Origin of the sequence: Pseudomonas sp. 14P_5.3_Bac1 (genome assembly GCF_025466135.1) — a bacterium.
In the GTDB taxonomy this organism is placed as follows: Bacteria; Pseudomonadota; Gammaproteobacteria; order Pseudomonadales; family Pseudomonadaceae; genus Aquipseudomonas.
Map to the genome: position 1 here is coordinate 258,709 of NZ_JANLOF010000056.1, position 22,898 is coordinate 281,606.

Consider the following 22,898-nt stretch of genomic DNA (forward strand, 5'->3'; position numbering starts at 1 on the left):
GTTGGCTTTTTCTTATAGTTGCGGGTCTAGCATGCGAATCGCCGTTGTTGCTCAGCTCGGTTTGTTACCCGGGTTCTGCAAACGGAATTTTTCCTTGCGTTCGATCTGTACCACCTGGGCGTTATGCACAGTGATTTCCACCGCGCCAAACCGCAGGTCGCGCAAGGCGCTCTGGATCTCACGCAAAATGGCTGCTTCGTCCTGGCCGTCGACGCTACGTAGAGATGCGCTCATGGTCTCGCTCCTGAAATGAATAGTGCCTGGCAGTGGCGGCACTGCTTGCGGCGTGAGGGCGATAGTAGATAAGCGCGGATATTCTTAAAAATACTATTTAAGAATGTTTATATAACCAGAAAGAATTTTCTGGCAGGACGTGGGGTTGCGAAGGTTTTGGTACTGAAAATACTGATACCCAGGCGCGGCTGAAGCCTGTGGGAGCCGGGCTTGCCCGCGATGACGGTGTGTCAGGCACGAAATATTTCGCCTGAAAGGCCCTTATCGCGGGCAAGCCCGGCTCCCACATTGACCGAGGTGTGCCTATCGGATTGCCGGCGCACGCGCCCAATCAATTTCGCCTGCCGGCATCGGCCGCCCGAACCAATACCCCTGCCCCATATCGCATTCCTGCTCCAACAAGAACCGCGCCTGTTCCACTTGCTCGATGCCTTCGGCGTGCACCTGCATGCCCATGCTTTTCGCCAGGGCGATTACCACGCGCACAATCGCCGCATCGTCCTCATCCCATGGCAGCCCGGCGACAAAGCCCTGGTCGATCTTGAGCTTCTGCACCGGCAGGCGCTTGAGGCGCAGCAGTGACGAATAGCCGGTACCAAAGTCGTCGATGGCCAGGCGCAAGCCCAGTTCACGCAGGCGGTGCAGCTGCTCAAGGGCCACTTCCGGATCATCCATCACCGCGCTCTCGGTGACTTCCAGCTCCAGGAACGCCGGATCGAGGCCGGTGGCGTGCAGCACCTGGGCGACTTGCTCGTACAACTCGCGCCGGGCAAACAGCCGGCTGGAGACATTCACCGCGATAAAACTCAGCGGCGCGCCATCGGCCAGCCATTGGCACATCTGGCGGCAGGCCTGGTCCATGACCCAGGCGTCGATGTCGGCAATCAGCCCGGTACGTTCGGCGATGGGGATGAAATCGCCCGGTGGCACCAGACCGCGCTCCGGGTGTTGCCAGCGCACCAGCGCTTCGACGCCGATCAGGCGGCTGCCCTGCAGGTTGTGCACCGGCTGGTAATACACGCGCAGCTCCTGCTGGTCGAGGGCGCGGCGCAGTTCGCTGGCGATTTCCACGCGATTCTGCGCATGGGCGGTCAGCTCTTCGGTGTACAGCGCGTAGCTTTCGCGCCCGGCACTCTTGGCCTTGAACAGCGCGGAATCGGCATTGCGCAGCAACTGCTGGGCGCTCAGGGCATCGCTGGGGAACAGGCTGATACCGATACTGGCGCTGATAAACAGTTGGTGGCCGTCAAAGATGAACGGCTGCTTCATCGCGTCGAGCATGCGCTGGGCCATGGCGGCGGCCTGCACCACCTGTGGACAACTTTCGGCGAGCACGGCGAACTCGTCGCCGCCCAGGCGCGCCAGGGTCACCCCGGGGCCGAACAGCCCCTTGAGCCGCTCGCCGACCGCTTTGAGCAACTGGTCGCCGACGTTATGGCCGAGGCTGTCGTTGATGATCTTGAAGTGATCAAGGTCCAGCAACAGCAAGGCACAGCCGCGTTTGTGCACTTGCGCCGAGGCCAGCGCCTGCTCGGCGCGGTCGGTGAACAGCAGGCGATTGGGCAGGTCGGTGAGCGGGTCGTGATGGGCGAGGTGCGCCAGTTCGTGCTCGGAATCCTTGATCGCGCTGATATCGGAAAATACGGCGACATAATGGCTGACCTTGCCTTGGTCATCCTGGATGACGCGGATGGTTTGCCACTGTGGATAAATTTCACCGCTTTTGCGCCGATTCCAGATTTCGCCGCTCCATTCGCCGGTGCGTTGCAGCGTCTGGAACATCTGTTGATAAAAATTCGACGAATGGCGCCCGGACTTGAACAAGCTTGGTCGCTCGCCCATGACGTCTTCGCGGCGATAGCCGGTGATCTCGATAAACGCCCGATTGACGTGCACGATCAACCCTTGGGCGTCGGTGACCAGCACGCCTTCGCGGGTGCAATCGAACACGGCAGCCGCCTGGCGCAGGCGCTCGCGGTTTTCTTTCAGCGGCTGCTGCAGTTGGTGAGCACGGGCAAAACGGGCGCAAATCAGAGACAGGGTCAGCGCGCTGAGCCCCACCCAGACATAGCCGCGCACCTGCAGCCAGCGCTCCAGTTCCCAAGGGTCATCGAGAAAGTCGATCAATAGATGATGGCTGAGCTGGAGCCACGCAATGGAAACCAGCAGGTATACCAGCCCCACACGCAGGGCACCTCGGTATGAAAACAGCATATGGTCAGTAATCCTTACCAAAAAACAAAATCGCCCTACAAAGGCTGCGGATTATAGAATAAGAAACATCCAGTCACTTCTATCTGAAAGGGCGGCTGGTTTTCTCTGTAGGCTTAGTGATAATGCGTGAGCTGCTTTTTTCTTTATCTGAGGGCCATACAGCCTATGTGGTACAACGGTTTTCTTGACTTGTCAGCCTGGCAACTGGTGGCAGTCACTCTGTTGATGACCCACGTGACCATCGTTGGGGTCACGGTTTATCTGCACCGCTATTCAGCCCATCGCTCCCTGGAGCTCAATGCCGGCCTGAAACACTTCTTCCGCTTCTGGCTGTGGCTGACCACGGCGCAGAACACCCGCGAGTGGACCGCCATCCACCGCAAACACCACGCCAAATGCGAAACCGTCGACGACCCGCACAGTCCGGTCGTCAAAGGCCTGTCCACCGTATTGCGCAAAGGCGCCGAGCTGTACCGCGCCGAAGCCGAAAACCCAGAGACCTTGCGCATCTACGGCAAGAACTGCCCGGACGACTGGATCGAGCGCAAGATCTATACGCCTTACCCGCTGCTGGGCGTGGCGATCATGGGCGTCATCGACCTGATGCTGTTCGGCACCATCGGCATCACCATCTGGGCGATCCAGATGATGTGGATTCCGTTCTGGGCTGCCGGCGTGATCAACGGCCTGGGGCACGCCGTGGGCTATCGCAACTTCGAATGCCGTGACGCGGCGACCAACCTGGTGCCGTGGGGCATCATCGTCGGCGGCGAAGAGCTGCACAACAATCACCACACCTATCCCAACTCGGCCAAGCTGTCGGTGAAAAAGTGGGAATTCGACCTGGGTTGGGCGTGGATCAAAGTCTTCAGCTTCCTGCGCCTGGCCAAGGTGCAGCGCGTTGCCCCCATCGCCCACCGTGTCGAAGGCAAAGGCCATCTGGACATGGACACCGCCATGGCGATCCTCAACAACCGCTTTCAGATCATGGCCCAGTACCGCAAGTTGGTGATCGGCCCGCTGGTCAAGCAAGAGCTGGAGAAGGTCGATCACTCGGTGCGTCATCAGTTCCACCGTGCCAAACGCCTGCTGTCGCGTGAAACCAGCTTGCTGGATGACCGCCACCACGTGCGTATCCAGAGCCTGCTGGAACACAGCCATGCGCTCACCGTGATCTACGAGAAGCGCCTGGCGCTGCAGCAGATCTGGCTGAAAACCAGCTCCAATGGCCACGACATGCTGGCTGCGATCAAGGAATGGGTGCACGAGGCCGAGGCCAGCGGCATTCAGTCCCTGCGCGATTTTGCCCACCAGCTGAAGACCTATTCGCTGCGTCCTGCAGCGGCCTGATCGGGCATTCACAGCCCGCTCGTGTGAGCGGGCTTGCCGTGGCAGGGCGGGTTGGCCTTGGCAGGCGGGCTCCCTGTGGCGAGCGGGCTTGCCCCGCGTTGGGCTGCAAAGCAGCCCCAATAAAAACCACCGCATTTCTCCCGACAAACCGCAGTGCCAGGTTTCAGGGCCGCTTCGCAGCCCAACGCGGGGCAAGCCCGCTCGCCACAGCAAGCCCCTCGCCACAGCGAGCCCGCCTGCCACAGCAAGCACCCTCACCACCGTAAAACTAATCACCAAAACCAGCCTATTCACCGCGAAAATCGGCCTACAACCGGTTTCTGACGTCATTTCTTAGTCAGCCTGTTCACGGAACTTCACCGCAATTCCCCTCTCTCAAAGAACACTTCGCCATCATGGTGACCCCTTGTAGTGACCGCTGCTCCATCCTGCGGCGCGCCCAGAGAGAGTTGTACCGATGGTTCACGAAAAGCCTTACTTGCCCGATGCCCCCACAGCTGAGCCTGCCCGCCCGGCTGCGGCGGCAACCTTGCTGGCGCTCATGCACGCCCAGGGTGAAGTCGAGCGGCTGAGTGAGCGCGAGCAACTGCTCAGCTCACTGCTGGTCAGCGTGAATGCCGTGCTGTGGGCCATCGACTGGGAAACGCGCCAAGTGCTGTACGTGAGCCCGGCCTACGAGCGAGTGTTTGGCCGTCCGGCCGGTCTGCTATTGGCCGACCACCGCGAATGGCGCAACAGCGTTCACCCCGAAGACCTCGATTACGCTGAATACAGCCTCGCTCGCGTGCTGGAGCAAGGCGCCGTGGAGGACCGCGAGTACCGCATCATTACCGCCGACGGGCAGATTCGCTGGTTGAGCGACAAATGCTATATCAACCAGCAGGTCGAGCCCGGCAGGCCGGTGATCGTGGTCGGCATGGCCGAAGACATCACCGAAAAGAAACAGATGGAGTTGGAACTGCACCGACTCGCCACCACCGACGTACTGACCCAGAGCAGCAATCGCAGGCACTTTTTCGAATGCGCCAACCTGGCCTTCGACAGCGCCTGCGCCCAAGGCACAACGCTGGCGTTCCTGTTGCTGGACATTGATAACTTCAAAGAGGTCAACGACAGTTACGGCCACCTGGAGGGCGATCAGGTGTTGCGGCGTATCGCCGAGAGCGGTCGCAGCGTACTGCGCCGTGGCGACCTGTTCGGGCGCATCGGTGGCGAAGAATTCGCCGCCGTGCTGCCCGGTTGTGCGCCGCACATGGCATTGCAAGTGGCCGAGCGGTTGGGCAAGGAAATCCAGGCGCTGAGTTTCAGCTACGAAGGGCGGCAATTTACCGTCACCGTCAGCCAGGGCCTGGCTACGCTGCGCGAAGAAGATGCGTCTCTGGACAGCCTGTTTGCGCGCGCGGATGCGGCGATGTATGAGGCCAAACGCCAAGGCAAGAACCGCGTCATAGCGAGTTAACGGCACTCAACGATGGGAGCGGGCCGGCTCCCACACGTGACCTCGTTGCTGGCTAGGCCTTGCGTACCCGAGTCAACTCCGACAACCCGACCTTCAGCAAGCGCGCCGTTTTGCTGCTGGCCAGCTCTTCCAACCCTTCACGCTCGGTCAGCCGCGCCATCTGCGCCGCGAGGTTCATCACCAGCGATTCTCGCGAATACACCCCGCCTTCGAGTGAATAGATCGACGCAATCAACTGGCGTAGCTCCAACGGCAAACGCCAACGCGCGCGCAATGCCGAACCATAGGCCGCACCGTAGGTAGCCAGAGACTCGCCAATTGCTTCGTCATCCAACGCCCCGCCGCCCTGGCGCCAGTCTTCCAGGCAGCGCAACAACGCCAAGTCGCCCAACCGATGCAGGATGCCGGCGCTGTAGCAGCGCTCGTGGTCCAGCTCCAGCATGCGCGCCAGGTGGCGAGCATAGTCGGCAGTGTCTTGGGACAGTTGCCAGTGGCGCTCGGCATAGGCCACCAGCGCCGGGTCGCCCAGCACCACGTTGTGCTTGAGGGCCAGGCCCAGAATCAGGTTCATGCTCTGCCCGGCCGCCAGTGTGTGCAGCGCGGCGGCCAGGGTTTGCACCGGCGTGCCGTGATGGCCGGCGCTGTTGGCGGCGGCGATCAATACGGCCGTTATTTGCGGGTCCATGCGCACCTGGTCTTCCAGGCATCCGAGGTCCAGGCCATCCGGCGTGAGGCTGTGCTCTACGGCGTCTTTTACATCCACCCGCAACGGCGCACCGTCAGAGGCTTCGCGGCGGCGCTCCAGGAACACCGGCAACGTCATGCCCGGCGCCAGCGGCGCAATTTCGCAGTACACGCTTTCGCCGTCGTTGAGCAGCAGGTCTTGAAGGCGCTGGGTCAGGCCTTCCATGTTCAGTGGTTTGGTCAGGTACGCCGTCGGCGCCAGGGGCAAGGCTTCGCGCACGCTGGCGCTGTCATTGCGACTGCTCAACAGAATAAAGGGCAGCGAACGGCGCTTCTGGCGCACGCTGCGCAGCAGGCTCAGGCCATCGACGCCCGGCAACTCCCAATCCGCGAGAATCAGGTCGTAGGTTTTTTCTCGCAACAGCGTGGCTGCTTGCTGCCCATCAGCACACACATCCAGCCGTGCGTCGCAGCGCACATTCAACAGCACTTGCTTGAGCAGATCCCGCGACCAAGGGTCCGCCTCGGCAATCAACACTCGGGGTACAGCCGGTAAATCAACAGCAGTCATCCAGCACGCTCCATCGGCAATGCTGCAACCTTAGACAATCACGCTGCCTACGTACAATGAACACGGCCTGAATGTGCTGCATCGGGCACAAAAAAACCCGCCGAAGCGGGTTTTTTCTGTCGATCAAATCAGGTTCCGCTTACAGCTCGGAGAAACACTCTTCGATGATCGCCAAGCCTTTGTCCAACTGCTCGTCTGGCGAGGTCAGCGGGACCAGTACGCGCAACACGTTGCCGTAGGTGCCGCAGGACAGCAGGATCAGGCCCTTGTCACGCGCCTTGGCCACCACGGAGGCGACGGCAGCAGCGTTCGGCTTGTGGCTGTCGCCACCTTCGAACAGCTCGACCGCGATCATCGCGCCCAGGGCACGTACTTCACCGATTACCGGGTACTTGGCTTGAATGGCTTTGAGGCCAGTCACCAGGCGCTCGCCGACAGCCTTGCAGCGGTCCAGCAGGTGCTCTTCTTCAAACACTTCCATCACTGCCAATGCAGCGGCGCACGCGATCGGGCTACCGGCGTAGGTGCCGCCCAGGCCGCCTGGGGCGATGGCGTCCATGTATTCAGCCTTGCCGCACACACCGGCCAACGGGAAGCCGCCGGCGATGGATTTGGCGAAGGTGGTCAGGTCGGCGGCGACGCCCATCTGCTCCATGGCGAAGAAGGTACCGGTACGGCCGGCACCGGTTTGCACTTCGTCGGCGATCAGCAGGATGCCGTGCTTGTCGCACAGTTCGCGCAGGCGCTTCATGAAGGATTTAGGCGCGACGTAGAAACCGCCTTCGCCCTGCACCGGCTCGATGATGATGGCAGCGATGTCACGCGGCTCGGCATCGTTTTTGAAGATGCGTTCGATGCTGGCGATGGCGTCGTCATCGCTCACACCGTGCAGTTCGTTCGGGAACAGCGCGCGGAACACGCCGCCTGGCATCAGGCCCATGCCGGCCGAGTACGGCACGACTTTGCCGGTGAGGCCCAGGGCCATCATGGTGCGGCCGTGGTAGGCGCCGGTGAAGGCGATCACGCCGGCACGGCCAGTGGCTGCACGCGCGATCTTCACGGCGTTTTCAACCGCTTCGGAACCGGTGGTGACCAGCAGGGTTTTCTTGGCGAAATCGCCTGGCACCTTGGCGTTGATTTTTTCGCACAGTTCCACGTAAGGCTCGTAGGCCAGAACCTGGAAGCAGGTGTGGGTCAGCTTGTTCAGTTGCTCGGTCACGGCGGCGATGACTTTCGGGTGCACGTGGCCGGTGTTCAGCACAGCGATACCGCCGGCGAAGTCGATGAACTCGCGACCTTCAACGTCGGTCACGGTGGCGTTCTTCGCGGATTCAGCGAAGATCGGGTGAATCTGGCCAACACCGCGCGGTACAGCGGCTTCGCGGCGTTTCATCAGGGATGCGTTGGTCTTGCTCATAAAGTCCTCATTCGCCACTCATCGGGTGGCGCGGTCCAAGGAATACGTGGCGGGGAGGCAACTACGGCAGCATGCGATGATCGACTGCCACAGCTTTCCCGGCCACTACGAATAACGTGTGAAACACGCAAAGGGTCAGCGCTCTCGTGCCCTCTGCGTTTGCTGCAAGCTCTTGCCGGTCAGATGCCCAGGCAGAGGTATTTGATTTCCAGGTAATCCTCGATCCCATACTTGGAGCCTTCACGGCCCAGGCCCGACGCCTTGATGCCGCCAAACGGCGCCACTTCGTTGGAGATCAACCCGGTGTTGACGCCGACCATGCCGTATTCCAAAGCTTCAGCCACACGGAACACACGGCCCAGGTCGCGGGCGTAGAAATAGGAAGCCAGGCCGAACTCGGTGTCGTTGGACATCGCGATCACTTCGGCTTCGTCTTTGAAGCGGAACAATGGCGCCAATGGGCCGAAGGTTTCTTCCTTCGCCACGGCGGCATTTTTCGGCACGTCGACCAGAATGGTCGGCTCGAAGAAGTTGCCTTCCATCACCTTGCCACCGGCCAACAGCTTGGCGCCTTTGCTCAGGGCATCAGCGATGTGCTCCTGAACCTTGGCCACGGCTTTTTCGTCGATCAGCGGGCCAGTCGTGGTGCCGTCTTCCAGACCGTTGCCGATCTTGAGTTTGGCCACGGCCACTTTGAGTTTTTCGGCGAACGCGTCGTACACCGAATCCTGGATGTACAGGCGGTTGGCGCAGACGCAGGTCTGGCCGTTGTTGCGGTATTTGGAAATGATCGCGCCTTCGACAGCCTTATCCAGGTCCGCGTCGTCGAACACAATAAACGGCGCATTGCCGCCCAGTTCCAGCGAGACCTTCTTGATGTCCTTGGCGCATTCGGCCATCAGCTGGCGACCGATTTCGGTGGAGCCAGTGAAGGACAATTTACGCACGATCGGGTTGCTGGTCAGCTCGCCGCCGATGTCGCCGGCACTGCCGGTGACCACGCTGAGCACGCCTTTAGGGATACCGGCACGGTGCGCCAGCTCAACCAGGGCCAGGGCCGAGAACGGCGTTTGCGAAGCCGGCTTGATCACCATGGTGCAACCGGCGGCCAGGGCCGGGCCGGCTTTACGGGTGATCATCGCGGCCGGGAAGTTCCACGGGGTAATTGCAGCGGTCACGCCGATGGGCTGCTTGATCACGATCAGGCGCTTGTCGGGCTGGTGGCCGGGAATCACGTCACCGTAGATGCGCTTGGCTTCTTCGGCGAACCACTCGATAAAGGAAGCGGCGTAGACGATTTCGCCCTTGGCTTCGGCCAGCGGTTTGCCTTGCTCCAGGGTCATCAGGCGACCGAGGTCGTCCTGGTTTTCGATCAGCAGCTCGAACCAACGGCGCAGCTTGTTGGCGCGCTCCTTGGCGGTCAGCGCACGCCAGGCCGGCAGCGCCTTGTCGGCGGCTTCGATAGCGCGGCGGGTTTCGGCGGCGCCCATCTTCGGCACGGTGCCGAGAATCTCGCCCGTGCCCGGGTTGTTGACCTTGATGGTTTGACCGTTGTCCGCATCGACCCAAGCGCCATCGATAAAGGCTTGTTGGCGGAACAACTGGGTATCTTTGAGCTGCATGTCGGCTTTCCTTAACAGCACCGCGCGCACGCGGAGCGAATTAGAGTTGTTGAAAGGCGCCTTGTGGGCTGCCGTCAGGGAAATCAGCCCCAGCGCGCGGCAAGAGTGAAAGAGCGCACGGGAGACAGAGCGTTTGAAATCTCAAACGAATCCTAGGATCAATGGGGGTACAGGGCAATAGTCTGTTCGAAAAAAAGAACGAAAACGGCGCATTTGCCGAATCTTTCTGATCAGCGTGATGCGGCCGGGTTCCAGCGCCTCGACCACCGGCGCCCGGCGCAGGGCCTCTGTGCAGCCAATTCCTACCCACAAACGGCCAAAGACCGGCATGGACGCCCAAGGACGACATGGGTATGATGTCGCCCGCACAAGCATCCGTAGCTCAGCTGGATAGAGTACTGCCCTCCGAAGGCAGGGGTCGTGGGTTCGAATCCCGCCGGGTGCACCAGATACAGACGAAAAAGCCCCAGGTCGAAAGACCTGGGGCTTTTTTGTGGGCGACCGATAGCACGTTTGGTAACGCGCCTGGGCTGGTAAGACTGTGAGCAGCTCACACCCATCAGCGAAACGCGCGCTCTGCAGCAATGGCAGCAGCAACTCGGCGCACTGTGCGTTGGTAACCATCGCTCGGCGTTTGCCGCCTCTGTGGCCTTTGCAGGCCCGTTGCTGAACCTGCTTGGACATGAGTCGGGCGGCTTCCACCTCGAAGGCGACAGCTCCGGCGGCAAGACCACTCAGCTGAAAGTCGCTGCCTCGGTTTATGGCGGGCCGCGGCTGGTGCGTTCTTGGCGCTCAACAGATAACGCCCTGGAGTCCTTCGCCGCCGCGCACTCAGACGGCCTCCTGGTGCTGGATGAAATCGGTATGTGTGACCCGCGCATAATTGGCGAAACGGTGTACATGCTCGGCAACGGCACCGGTAAGGCACGGGCGAACGATCGAGGACAAGCGGGCCGACAGGTGCAGGAGTGGCGCTTGCTGTTTCTCTCTACGGGAGAGAAGACGTTGGCGCAGCACATGGCGGATGCCAACAAGGAGCTGAAAGCCGGTATGGAGGTGCGCATGCTCGCCGTGCCTGCGGATGCCAGCAAAGGCCTCGGTATATTCGATGTGCTGAACGGGTTTGAGGACGCTGCCGCCCTCTCCGATGCGCTCAAAGCTCGTGTCGCCAAATACTACGGCCCCCCCTCACCGCCTTCCTGCATGCACTGTGCGCGCCTGACGAAATGCTCAGATGGACGGTGATCATTCGCCGCACGGTGAAGCAGTTCATCACCCAAAACCTGCCCGCATCGGCCAGTGGGCAAGCCCAACGTGCCGCCCTTCGCTTTGGCCTCGCAGCAGCGGCCGGAGAGTTGGCTACCGCTTTTGGCGTCACCGGCTGGCCGGATGGCACAGCCACTACCGCCGCACGGGTTTGTCTGCATGCGTGGCTGGCCGAACGCGGCGGCGCCGGTAACTTCGAGGGCGATGCGATTTTGGCGCGGCTGAGACAGGTCATCGAGCGTTTTGGAGAAAGCCGCTTTACCCGCTGGGAATCTGCCGCCGCCAAGATCGATGAGCACGGCCCACGCACGATTGATCGGTTGGGCTTTCGCAAGACGCTGAAGCATGGCCTCGGTGACTCGTTGCATACCACCAGCACCTACTACGTGTTGCCGGAGGCTTGGCGCTCCGAGGTGTTCAAAGGCGTGAACATCAACGCCGTGAACAAGGAGCTGATACACCGAAGTGTTCTTAAGCCCGGGCCGGACGGCAAAGCCTCCTGCGCCGTCCGCTTGCCTGGCTTGGGCACCCAGCGTTGCTATGTGGTGAAGACGGTACCGGGGACGGATGAAAGCGAGGCACAGGCCGGCTAACGGCAGCCTACTGACGGAGGTAGCGCCGGCTAATTCCGGTCCCGCCAGCCGCACAACCATTCCACTATCGAATCAAATAGAGACCAATCAAATGAACGAAATTCAAGAAATGAAAGACCGCCGCGACCAAGTGACCAGTGAGATAGAGAGCCTTCGAGCCGCCCTGATTCCCTATGAAATGGCCCTAGAAAACCCCGAAACGATTGAGCAGGGCCGGGAACGTGAAGAGCGCGACCAGTACAACGAGCGAAAAGAAAGATTGATTCTTTGGATATGGAACTCTACCGGCTGAACCCGAAGATTAACCGCCGTGAGAACCTCGCCAACTGCGACGCGCTCATGACGGACTACACCGCCGACACAGCGAACTGGGCTGCCGATGAAATCGAGCTCAAAACGACAAAGTCTTAGCACTCGCCTGGAGGAAGTGCGTCAGCAAGCGCAAGAGGAAATAGCCAGTGCGCGCCAAGCAGAGACCCCCGCAGCTACCGCTTAAGCTCAGGCGGTGGTATGGGGCGATGTAGAGGGTGAGAAATCTGCCAGCAGTGACGCACCGAAAGCGGCAAAAAGCCTCACTGCCGCGACTGAACAACATCGTCGCCAGCTCCTGATCATCGCCGCCCTTGAGCAAGAGCTGGTCATTGTCGACCGACACATCACCAAGGCTCAGGAAGAGCAACAAAAGATAGAGAAAAAGGCATTAGATCTCGCTCATGACATGTTGGAGGAACAGTGGAATGAAGCGGCCAAGGCACTGCTCGGCGTGGGCGGCAAGCTTTATGCTGCTTCTCGCATGATTTTTAATCGGGATCTAACATCACTCTTCAATCTCGATATTCCTCAACTTGGTGAGAATTTTGGTAATTGGGAATGGGGTGATATAGCAGATCGTAGCAGCCAGCATCGCCTACAAGACCTTCTCGCAATGTAGATATCTACCAAATGGACTAAAAAGCCGACACCTGTCGGCTTTCTTAATTCTCATCTGCGCACCACTAACACATCCAGTCTAAGCAGATATCTACTTTTATCGAAATCTCACCTCAATCAACCAACAAGCATCGCAGCGATATCTTCGGAAGTTGGAGTATTGCGAACCACAGGCAAATCATCGAACTCCTGAAAGCCTTCCATTCTGATCCAGCTTTCTACCCAATTTAAACACAACTCCAATAAAAACCTTGAATCCTTTTCTAAAAAGTCAACAATGGTGTGAGAAGCCGGATTTCTAACGCAATCTACGAGTTTTTGCTGCAAAGACTTTATGTTTTTCCTATCCGTAAACGCTTCGCAATTTTTCAGCTCACGAAAAGATAGCAATGCAGGAACAACAACTAATAGCGAAGTAAGCGTCATTTTTTGGTTTGGAGAAGGAACCAAAAATTCGCTTACCCCGCTAAAAAACTCACTGTAATTTGCTTCCGGAAATGGCTCTGTGGGTTTTTTATAATCTATATCGCAAAATCCAGACGCAATGGTTTGCAATATAGCCTCTGGAATATTGACCAAATGGAGAATACGCTGAGAAGGTGACTCTAACAACGAAACCTCTTTAACAAATGAATAAACCATATACAAAACTACAATCCTAACATTTTTATTCGCAGCTAAAGACGTTAGCGCATCAACTTGCAATCTATTAATCGCGCCTTCTCCATTATTAACAATCAAATTAGCCCATTCTGACACTGAATGAGTCCACTCTAAGATATCATCTGGCACGCGGGATTTAGAATCTATTATATTATCTGCGAGCCTACCTACAACTCCCCACTCAATACCTAGCAGCCCTAATCCCGGCCTAGAGAAAAGAGCTGAGCGTAGGAGAACCACGTTTTTAAATACCGTTAACCTCGAATCGTCATCCTCTAGGCAACGAGCAATGTCTCCAGCCTTTTGATATTCTCCACTACCTATTGCCTGAAGACACTCACCATACAAAGACCACTTCGGTTGGTCTCTACGCAATATCTTTCTTGCTAAAATTTGAGAACTACAGACCGTATTACCATCAGCAGTCTTTTTCATCAAAAAAGGAGAGAGAGGGTTGCTTGCTAAAAATGAGACCTGTTGCTTTAGCAGTCTACCCACCGCCAAAGTAGACAAAATCAAATCCTGGTCCTCAACCCCCGTGGCAAAAGAGCGCTCTAAAAACTTATCTAGAGTATCGCCGATCCGATCAATACACTTTTCAATTATGAGAGAGTCCGGAGAGGACGAAACATCAATCAGAGTGCTATATACCGCGTCTGGACCACCTCCGCGAACATATAACCAATTTGCGCGCCCGTGCGTTATACCTCGATCAATTGCGTACTGAACAAAGTCCTCCCGAGAGATAGGCGTCATAAAAGCTTGGTCGTGATTATCGCCATACACAGAGTTCAGGAATGGCTGCCCATCTTGCATTAACCGACGGATCATCGTGTAAGTAAGTGGTGAAAAAGCTAGGGTTGTAAGCTGGCCTGCGTGCTCAAGAGAACGCATGCCCGACAACACAGATGTCATGCCAGAGTCTTTAATCAAAGCGAAAGCATGAAATCTTTCAATAACAATAATAGGGTAATATCCCGCATCCAATAAGCCTTCAACAGCTAATTGAATCGTATCGGTTGGATAGTCATCGGGATCTGCTTCAAGCTCAATACTCAAAGGTCGGCATAGGCGCTTTGCAAAAGTATTTGCGAAGTGAGCACATGACTGCATACTATCTGAAGTCAAGGCAACACAAACAGGGCTATGATCTTTATAAGCCGAGGGCAACTTAAAGTTGCGTAAAGTCCACTCACGAACCAATGTTGAAGCAGCGGTTTCATCACAACCTTGAGGAACCAACAGCAGCATAGATCTAGCTGGTTGCGCACGCCATATCATATCCGCACGATCCGAAAACCATTCACAACTTCGTCTCATACTGCAACTCCCTGAAGCCTAATATTGTATTCCTGCCAATATTTTTTAGCTCTGAATCCCTCAGCAAAAAGAGGAACTTGAAAACGAATTGTTGATGATGAATCCATGCGCAGTATTTTTAGGTCAACCAAAGCTCGAAGACGCCTATTCCAAGCTGAGCGCTCCTCCAAGGCCGCGAGTGCATGATCTATTACAAACGGAACAGTTGCATCTTCCGCAACGAGCGAGCTAGCGTTTGCAATACGATAAAGAAGCATCCAAAGCAGATCTCGCTCTCGAGCACTTTCCAGGGCCAACATGCTGTCAATTGGCTCAAGAATCTCATAAGACTTAAACGGTAACTCTGCTTTTCTTTCTCCAACTAAAGCCGCCACAGCCATCCTAACGTCTTTTTTTGTTGCAGCCCCGGATCTGACCAAATGCGCAACGGTTGCGCCAACTTGCCAGAGAAACTGCGGCATTCCTGCACACAGAGAGAAGGCGTATTCGATAGCTGGCGTTTCGAATTGAACAAAAATTGATACTCGATGAGGAGCAATTAAAGCGGCCGCTTCTTTAGCATCTTTTAATCCTGCTAACTCAATGAGCTGGCTGCTGCCAAAAAAAGCGTTCTTATACTCCCTGGCGAAAACGTTAATATGATTGCTACCTGAAAGCAAAATTCCTATTGAACCGGTGGTTTGGGAGATTTCACGAAGGCTTTGGAGTAGTTGCTCCAACTCCAGCTTCTTGTTCCCACCAGCCTGATATGGGGCTACCAAAGACTCGGCTTCATCAATTAATAAAATAAATCGCTCTGAAGGTGCGCCTGTCCAGTCTAGAATTTTTTCACTCAGTGCTATAAGCGAGTCAGATAGACTTTCTTCGTCGAAGCACTCCTGGATTGCCTTTCTTGCAGCTTTCCAGTCGCCATCAAATTTTTGACGAATTCGTGTGCACAAAGCATGGTTTTGATCAGTCGCTGAAAGATTGGGCCGTACAAGCCCATGAGAAATAGCGCGGAAAATAGTGGCCGATACAGAACGATCATGACCTACAAACTCTACTCTTCGCTCAGCCAAGGAAAGGTAAAAGCTTATAGCTGTTGAATTACCCGGTTGCCGCAAACGATTATGAAATGCAAATAGCAGTGAAGTTTTGCCGATACGCCGCATACCAGTTAACAATACTGGGCTAGGCCTACGCGCGGAAACTAGCACTTGATTCAAACACTCCAACTCATCATGTCTACCGATAAACGCCTCCTCGACTGCAGGAGTATTGCTTACACCAGGATATATATCGAGCAAAGTATCAGTATTAAGATCAGTACCGTTATACCCCCTAGAGTCGTACGAGCGAACTCTACAAACGATATCCTCCACAAAAAACTCATCTGTTACTGTTTTTGCACGGACCCTTACTCTTACACTGTCGCGAGGATTACTTCCTTTAACAAACCATGATGAGCCAAATTTAATTCGCAGTGTAAACTCACTAGCGAAGTACAACGGACGGCTTGAAAGCTCAGAGCGCAACGTGTCCTCTTCAAAAACGGCGTCATCACCATCAAACAGAGTAGCCTCCAACTTTACAGGTACCAGACCTTGCGGTGTAACCACAATTGGTAATTCGAAGACAGTACCCTTAGTTGACTCCCTTAAGCATAGCTCTCCCTCACACTCAACGCTTAGGTTAGGCTTCACTACTTGAGCTGCGGTAGGTAGCTCTTTAACAAATGTTCTAAAGGGCACACTTTTCGCCGCGGTGACGACTTGATCTGCAACCGACTGCGCCACCGGTATCAGATCTGGTCGGTTTGAGGCTACCAGCCTTAACTCAAAAAGCTGGGAAAGTCTAGCAGCGATAGCCGGATCGTATTTGGCTGCAAGTCTACCCAATGCGTCAGACGCGCCATGCTCATAAAGAAATGTTAGAAGTGGAGTACGGTAAGTATGAGGGTCATTTATGTTCGTCGCAGCATCCCAAAGCCGTTCGGCTATCTGGATGCTCAAACACCCAGTTAAAAGCGCCTCCAGTACCTTCTCAACCCGATACGCCACTCCAGTTACTAACATTTTCCTAAAAGGTGAGGAGCGTCCCAATATCTCTGTCCATGCGCCGTTAGCAGCTGGCACGCGAACCATCTCATCCCCGCTATCGGCGGCAACGACACCAGTAAGCACACGAAATGCTAGATCCACTCTTCTCGATTCCGGAAGTAGTGCAGTGTACTCGTTATATGTGGAAAGCCATGTCGCAGCTGTCGCCAGCTTGTCGACTAAATTGACACTAGGCTTTTCTGTTTCATCCGAAAGAGCGTGAAACACATCAGTCATGTTGAACAACGTATTCGTTTTTTCACTTCCGCTCGCATCAAACTTTGAACAAATTTCACTGGCTTCCAACCATTGTTCTCTTTTTACAAGCCCCATAACTTCCAATGATGCTTCAGAGCTATCCGCTCCTGGCTCATTTTGAGCGTTCAGCCTACGTTTACCGTAAGTTGAGTAATGGTTATCGTCACCTGCGCCGTTCTGGTCGATAGCCAAGTCAACGAGCTCATCAGGCACCTCACCGGTTTCACGCAGCTGTGTTAAGCATAAGGCTGGACGAGGTGCATTAACAATAATCGCGGAAACTTCAAAAATCCGATCCATAGCAGAATTCAAACTATCAGCCTCTTCTAGCTGATGTATTGATCTCGAACGCTCCACTACAAAGCTTATAAACCACTCACAGACTATATACGAGGCACGTTGCTCTGAAGGAATATACATTGGCGCCGATCTTGCCCATGACGCTAACACTTCGGCTGGTTCGCGGACAAAATCCGAAAAATCAGCAGCCGTATTTGATGGCAGCCACCGATCAGGATTTTGATTACCCTCTTTAAAGTTCGAGATTACAGCTGCAAAGCTATCTTCGGCATTGTCAATATTGTCAAGGGCCTTCTCAACAACAGTCAGATGTAGTCGCTCTAATACATGAGCGTTCATAACACTCAACCAAAGCGCTTCTAGTTTCGCATCAATTGGCACTGGATCTTCCAAAGGAGAGCCAATCAAGCCAAAATAACGTAAAAGAGTCAGCCGCCGCTCCTGATTCTGACTTGAATCGAAAGGATCTCCCTTATTAATATCGGATGTTATTAATTCTAATAGCTCTAGATGCTCGCTCGCAGCGCTCAAATCGAACAAATCTAAAGCTGACTTGTATAGTTTATACTCCTCAATTCCCTCTAGGGCGCTATCACCATGCTCAGCGATCAACTTGCCCACCCTCAGAGTGAGGGCGTCAATCTGCGGAGATACAGCGTCCAACACATAACTACTTACTGCTTTATCATTCAGTTCCTTGGCAAACTTTATTGCGCCTTGACACTCTTCACACTCCAGCAACTTCTTAGCTATCTGCATCCCTTCAGGCGCACTCCCTAATGCCCGCCAATATAACGATGCAACAGCCACATCCCATGGAGAAATTGAGGCTTCAAAATAAAATTCGGGCAACTCTATAAAATCTGTAGCCCACGACGTATTTTCTGAAGTCCATCTAGAACTTTTAATATCTTCAGATTTTCCGCGCAATGTTGGAATACTATTCCCACTGGCCGGATTGCTGAGCAGTTCTGCAATTTGCCCCTCTAACCACTCCAACGACCCGATATCGTCGGAATTTCTTAGCTGTCGGTGCAGCTTTCTAAGCTTCGACGCGACACTCTTCATTCTGACATCGGGCCTATGTTGTACCTCTGAGACAAAGTCTCTTAACAAACGATCCATTTGAGAAACATATCGAGTTAGCTGTTCTCGATGGCGCTGCTCCAAGCTGTCATCCGGACGCTCCTCTTGAAGTTCAAAAAACAAACCATCTGTAAAGTCATCACTTTGAATATCCTCAATCAAGATAAGAGCCTGTTTCACCACTGGCTCATCATTTTTGAAAGCGGTTTTTAGCAACTTATCTCTAGCTTTTTCCTTAAGCCTTCGGAAGTTTCCTTGCATAGTGACTGGCGTATTAGCGAATTCTTTCAGAGCAGTGCACGCGCGTTCATCATTAGAATTTTGCCGTATCAAACGCGAAACATCAGCACCAGTTGACAAAAGGCTGGAGTTTACCGATATCAGCTCCGCAAGTTCATAAACATTACGACCAACCAATTCAACGTCATTTAGACCGGATGATGGGTCGAGTATTTGCGCAACAGGCTCAAATAAAAATATATCCCGAAAACGCTCAACAGCAACAACTCTTCGAAATGTTAAGTTTGTTTTTAGAATTGCAGAACTAGGATCGACAAAATGCAGCAGAGCTCTTCTTTTTTCTACAAGCCCGGCGGCCAGAAGAACGTCCATTACGCTACTGGGAATCGTGCTAGTCTTATCCAGCGCTGCTCTTATGAGTATTGCATCACCCACCAACCAGCGATCATTACCATACGAGTCGATTAGTGCACTTAGCTCTACTCCATCTAACCCCGAAAGATACCGCCCTAAAAGGGCTGGAGGGACTACTTTCACATACTCATTAAACGACTCTCTAAAAATACGCCGCTCGCACCTATCGCTATACTCTGCGCTTATCGAATTAATTAATTCCTCCAACTTCGACAGAGTCAACACGCCATCAAGCGACCCCTTCCAAACCTCAAGCTGATTGAATGAAGGATTTAATTCATCTAAAGCATTTTTTATTCTGCACAACAACAAAAAGCCTGCCACCAACTCCTCATCGTTCGCCGGAACATGCTTACTACAAGTTTGCTCAACATCAACCCTTTTGAGAATCAACTCCCACTGCGCAGCGTCTAACTCTTGTATTCTCAAGCGACATTTTACAACACTTTTGGATGATTCTCTCGCTTCCTGCACTGCACTTGAAATAGCTCTCCACCTATCGTCTGAAATAGTAATAAGATCTGAAATTATCCCCCCATCCCATTCAGAGACTAATTCTTTCGCCTTAAAGAAGGCAGAAATAGCAGAATCAAATTCCTCAACGGATCGCAATGAATCAGAATCAGGTTGCCATTCATGACTTGATTTTGATACCCCCTTCATAAGCTTAGGCAGTTCGACATTATGTCCTACATCTACACAATCGATATCGATTGACTCACCGCCTTCAAACTGCGCTCTCGCCAACCCATTTAGATGGGTGCAGCCTAATAACTGTGCCGTTTCTACAAGCAATACTTGCTCATCAAACGATTTAGACAATGAAGCATACACCAACACGAGCCTAGCAAACTCGATGCTATTTACCGGCTTAGGACATGGGGTTTTTTTAATACCCTCAGCTAGTAAGTCTCCAGTTAAATACCTTTCTCTTTCAAGTTCATGCCTTGGCTGAGCACAATCTAAAAACCATCTAAACAGAGGATTTAATTCATTATCCTCGTGATAGCTGTGACCTATGAGCTCCCCAAAAGTACTGCCTGGTTCCAAAACACTACTTTTTTTGCTTACACGACCGAATCTGCCTAGACTTTCCCTATGAAAGGTAAGTTCTTTCGCTCTAATACGAGAAGAGTATATGGATGCGAAAGCATTTGCCATCGCGGTATCTCTTTGGATCGAGTCTCTATAAGTAGTTTTTAGGGCGTGAGGAGCGTAACGCTTTAAATGAGCTCTAATTGCTCGCCGAACTGTTGCGGCAGGGCAATTAAAATGAGCAGGCCACAATTTGAAAACAACATCATATAGATGTTGAGGGGAAAATATATCAGAAGGGAAAAAACCATCAGCAGAAAAAGGCCAAATGCCAACATATGGATGACTATCTCTGGAAACATCAAACTCAATAGAAGAAATTTTGTTCATATGCCCTTTCCATAGGTAGCAATTGACTTCGCTTAAGGTCGACCGTCCACTGATGGCGATCGTAATTTATTTTATATGTGGCTTTTTAAGCGCGTTCAGCCAATTTAGCCAATGCTGAGAACAAAATCTACAAGATTCATGATCAGCCCCCCTTATGCTTGATCTAAGAAAAGCTGGACACTAAAACCGAAGAAGTAACGAGATGTTTAAGCCGTAGCTTCACATGGAATTACGTCTTAATTTCAACAGTGTTACACACTCTCGGCATTTCCCACACGGGTATAGCGACTTCGCCGGATTCGCGTAAAGCCAATAATATCAAATTAAATCAACAAGTTAAGCATGGCCAACACACCAGTTACACGTGTAACACCTATTACACTTACCTTGGATGCTGAAAGCACGTGCCCGCCACACCCACGCCCAGGGAAAATCACGCGCTCAGCGCGTAGGAAGCTTTCCCGCACCTTCAGCTCTAAAAATGATGCCGAGGTGACCTTGTGGAGTGTTCACCATCATCCACACAATTTTTCATCGTACCAATGCAGTAAAAATGGTCTTTTTCCTGTGGCAACCTTTCAATTTCAACGATTGAAATTTCAGTAACTTTAAGATCCTCCCACTAACTCAATCCCGCGGGTTTCATGCCCCGTGTGAAGCGAAACCTCTCAGGGTCCCCAGCGTGATTTCCTCTCATCGAGAGGCGGAACCATTGAAATTCGCTCGGTAGGTTGGAGCGCAAAGCACCTGCCCACAGCACCCGGACGCTGACTTTAGCGTTACACACACGGGCAACGTTACATCCGATGTACGCGATGCAGCTCAGCTGTGTAACAGCCGTGAAAGCCAATGAAAACGGGCGTTTGGTGCAAGGCGTAACACTCGTAACAACGGTTACACCAGTTTTTGAGGTGGGCTGGGTGTGTACTCTCATGCTGTCTTTCCAAATTGGCCCTACAACACATTGTTGGCCTCTAGTTAATCAAGATGGTCGGCGTGATTTCTGATCACCAGGTGGTGAGGACAGTTGATATGCAATGCCACTGGCTCGAGGTAGATTGACTACCTGACAACACGGCGGGAGAACATCATGGAAGACACCCCTTTGCTTGCTTCATTACCCAAGCGCATGAATGAAAACCAGCTGGTCCTGGGGGCAGCTATCGAGGAGCTGTCAAACTGGGTTGAGCAAATAGGATCTACAGAAGTGGCACAGAACATTCGAGGGACACTGGATACCCTAGATGGAAATGCAGGATTCATCACCCTTGCGCTCGCCTCACTGGCGGCAGAAGGTCGAACGAAGAAGTAACTACTCAGCTAGATGGCAACACATCAGCCACCATTTGGTGTTGCTTTACCCTACGGGGATACCTCGAAAAAGCTGCTAGAAGGAAGCGCCGTGTATGCCCACGTGTATGCCTAACCGAAGCACCACCAAACATGCCCAATGAATAAAGGCCTATTACTGCCCAGGTCGAAAGACCCGGGGCTTTTTCGTGGGTGTCGATTAACGTTTCTGCAACGCCTCCAACCGCGCCGGCAAGTCTTCCTTGGGAAAGCGCTTATGCAGCGCCAGCAGCTGTTCATCGGCCGCTCTGGTTTCTCCAGCCCGGCGCAGCTCCACGATCTGCTGCAACCCCTCCTCCAATGATGGCAACGCCACCGCACGCTTGCTGAGTTTCGCGGCCGGCTCATCCGCCATTGCGCCGGCGACCTCAGCCTGAACCGGCGGTGCGGTAGCCATGCGGGCCATGGGCGCCGGGGCCGGTGCCGAATACGCTTCGACAAGTGGGCGCGCGGCTTCCTGATGAGGCGCGGAGAAGGTCGCGGTGGAGATCTCCGGTTGCGGCACGGGTGAGCGCATTACCACGCCGATCATCAGCGCCACGCCGGCGACGGTGGCGAAAGCCATCTGCCAGCGCGGCTGGCGGCAGGCGTTCAGCCAGCGTTGCCAAAGGCTCGGCGGCGGCGTTGGAGCTTCGCGGCGGGCGGTGTTGAGGATGAAGGCGTCGAGGGACGCAGGCGGTTCGCCTGTGCTGTGTTGACGAAAGTGTTGGAGCAACACGTCGTCGGGGTCCTGGGTGTGTCGGGGGTCGGTCATGCGGGTATCTCCTCGGCCAGCAGGCGGCGCAGTTTCTGCTGGGCGTAGCGCAGGCGGCTTTTGACGGTCTCCAGCGGGGCACCGGTGAGGGCGGCGATTTGCGGTACTTCGAGGTCGCCGTGCAGGCGCAGCAGGAAGACTTCGCGCTGGTCTTCGGGCAAGTCTTGCAACGCTGCGTCGAGGCGCGCCTGGTCGCGGCTCAGGCTCAGTTGCTGCTCGGGGCCGGCGCTGTCGTCGGGCTGGGCGTGCAGTTGCTCATCGTAGCTGTCGTGCAGCGGGTTGTGGATACCGTGCTTGCGCCAGTGATCGATCAAGCGGTTGCGGGCAATCTGGAACAACCACGTACGAAAGCTCGCCCGACCTTGTGGCTGGGTGGTGCTGCGGATCAGGCTGAGCCAGGTTTCCTGGTACACCTCTTCGGCCAGTTCGACCTTGTTGCTCAGCGACACCAGAAACCGGTACAAACCTTGGCGATGGCGCGCGTACAAAACCTCGAACGCGGCGCCGTCACCGGCTCGGTAGCGGGCCAGCAGCGCTTCGTCGCTGGGTGAATCATCGGGTACGGCCATGTAGGTGGCGAACTCCTTTCGATGGATCAATGCAGATTACCTGTGGGAGCCGGGCTTGCCCGCGATGCAGACGCTTCGGTGTTTCAGTCACACCGCAG

General features: G+C 54.5%; 12 protein-coding genes, 1 tRNA gene and 2 pseudogenes. 6 read left to right on the forward strand and 9 right to left on the reverse strand.

Features of this window, described 5'->3' with window-relative positions:
* Window positions 1–51: 51 nt before the first annotated feature.
* On the reverse strand, window positions 52–234 hold the full coding sequence (gene oscA, locus NTD89_RS13550) for a sulfur starvation response protein OscA (protein ID WP_003170956.1): 183 nt from the start codon (window positions 232–234) through the stop codon (window positions 52–54).
* 303 nt (window positions 235–537) lie between these two features.
* A complete protein-coding gene (dibA, locus tag NTD89_RS13555) occupies window positions 538–2,448 on the reverse strand; it encodes a phosphodiesterase DibA (RefSeq protein WP_262208193.1) in 1,911 nt (636 codons plus the stop codon).
* Between the two features lie 165 nt (window positions 2,449–2,613).
* Here dibA and desA point away from each other — a divergent pair, with 165 nt between their 5' ends.
* The gene (gene desA / locus NTD89_RS13560) at window positions 2,614–3,798 is read left to right on the forward strand and encodes a delta-9 fatty acid desaturase DesA (RefSeq protein ID WP_242201455.1); all 1,185 of its coding nucleotides are present in this window, start codon (window positions 2,614–2,616) and stop codon (window positions 3,796–3,798) included.
* Between the two features lie 457 nt (window positions 3,799–4,255).
* Window positions 4,256–5,257 carry a GGDEF domain-containing protein gene (locus tag NTD89_RS13565; RefSeq protein ID WP_145159695.1) on the forward strand — a complete coding sequence of 334 codons (1,002 nt, stop codon included), beginning with the start codon at window positions 4,256–4,258 and terminating at the stop codon, window positions 5,255–5,257.
* 52 nt (window positions 5,258–5,309) lie between these two features.
* On the opposite strand, the gene NTD89_RS13570 is transcribed toward NTD89_RS13565, so the two are convergent.
* The 3 genes from NTD89_RS13570 to gabD all read right to left on the reverse strand — a co-directional run bounded on the left by NTD89_RS13570 (window position 5,310) and on the right by gabD (window position 9,551).
* A complete protein-coding gene (locus NTD89_RS13570; protein WP_262208195.1) occupies window positions 5,310–6,512 on the reverse strand; it encodes a response regulator in 1,203 nt (400 codons plus the stop codon).
* 139 nt (window positions 6,513–6,651) lie between these two features.
* Window positions 6,652–7,929: a 4-aminobutyrate--2-oxoglutarate transaminase gene (gene gabT, locus NTD89_RS13575; protein ID WP_262208196.1), complete on the reverse strand. Its 1,278-nt coding sequence runs from the start codon at window positions 7,927–7,929 to the stop codon at window positions 6,652–6,654.
* 179 nt (window positions 7,930–8,108) lie between these two features.
* A complete protein-coding gene (gabD, locus tag NTD89_RS13580; RefSeq protein ID WP_262208197.1) occupies window positions 8,109–9,551 on the reverse strand; it encodes an NADP-dependent succinate-semialdehyde dehydrogenase in 1,443 nt (480 codons plus the stop codon).
* A 371-nt stretch (window positions 9,552–9,922) separates the two neighbouring features.
* Here gabD and NTD89_RS13585 point away from each other — a divergent pair.
* The 3 genes and pseudogenes from NTD89_RS13585 (at window position 9,923) to NTD89_RS13595 (ending at window position 12,341) form a co-directional block, all read left to right on the forward strand.
* Window positions 9,923–9,999 (forward strand) — tRNA-Arg (locus NTD89_RS13585).
* 98 nt (window positions 10,000–10,097) lie between these two features.
* Window positions 10,098–11,410: pseudogene (locus NTD89_RS13590) on the forward strand (DUF927 domain-containing protein); the annotation flags it as partial.
* 91 nt (window positions 11,411–11,501) lie between these two features.
* Window positions 11,502–12,341 (forward strand): annotated as a pseudogene (locus NTD89_RS13595) (chromosome segregation protein SMC).
* A gap of 116 nt (window positions 12,342–12,457) precedes the next feature.
* Here the strand turns inward: NTD89_RS13595 and NTD89_RS13600 are convergent.
* Both NTD89_RS13600 and NTD89_RS13605 read right to left on the reverse strand, forming a co-directional pair.
* Window positions 12,458–14,254, reverse strand: a complete 1,797-nt coding sequence (locus tag NTD89_RS13600; RefSeq protein ID WP_262208198.1) for a hypothetical protein — start codon at window positions 14,252–14,254, stop codon at window positions 12,458–12,460.
* A gap of 65 nt (window positions 14,255–14,319) precedes the next feature.
* Window positions 14,320–20,127, reverse strand: a complete 5,808-nt coding sequence (locus NTD89_RS13605; RefSeq protein WP_262208199.1) for an ATP-binding protein — start codon at window positions 20,125–20,127, stop codon at window positions 14,320–14,322.
* 1,090 nt (window positions 20,128–21,217) lie between these two features.
* Here NTD89_RS13605 and NTD89_RS13610 point away from each other — a divergent pair.
* Window positions 21,218–21,439, forward strand: a complete 222-nt coding sequence (locus NTD89_RS13610) for a hypothetical protein (RefSeq protein ID WP_262208200.1) — start codon at window positions 21,218–21,220, stop codon at window positions 21,437–21,439.
* Between the two features lie 198 nt (window positions 21,440–21,637).
* Here NTD89_RS13610 and NTD89_RS13615 read toward each other — a convergent pair whose 3' ends face one another.
* Together NTD89_RS13615 and NTD89_RS13620 are read right to left on the reverse strand one after the other, a co-directional pair.
* Window positions 21,638–22,231: a hypothetical protein gene (locus tag NTD89_RS13615; RefSeq protein ID WP_262208202.1), complete on the reverse strand. Its 594-nt coding sequence runs from the start codon at window positions 22,229–22,231 to the stop codon at window positions 21,638–21,640.
* A complete protein-coding gene (locus NTD89_RS13620; RefSeq protein WP_145159676.1) occupies window positions 22,228–22,800 on the reverse strand; it encodes an RNA polymerase sigma factor in 573 nt (190 codons plus the stop codon). Before NTD89_RS13620 ends, NTD89_RS13615 begins: the two co-directional genes overlap by 4 nt.
* Window positions 22,801–22,898 lie beyond the last annotated feature (98 nt).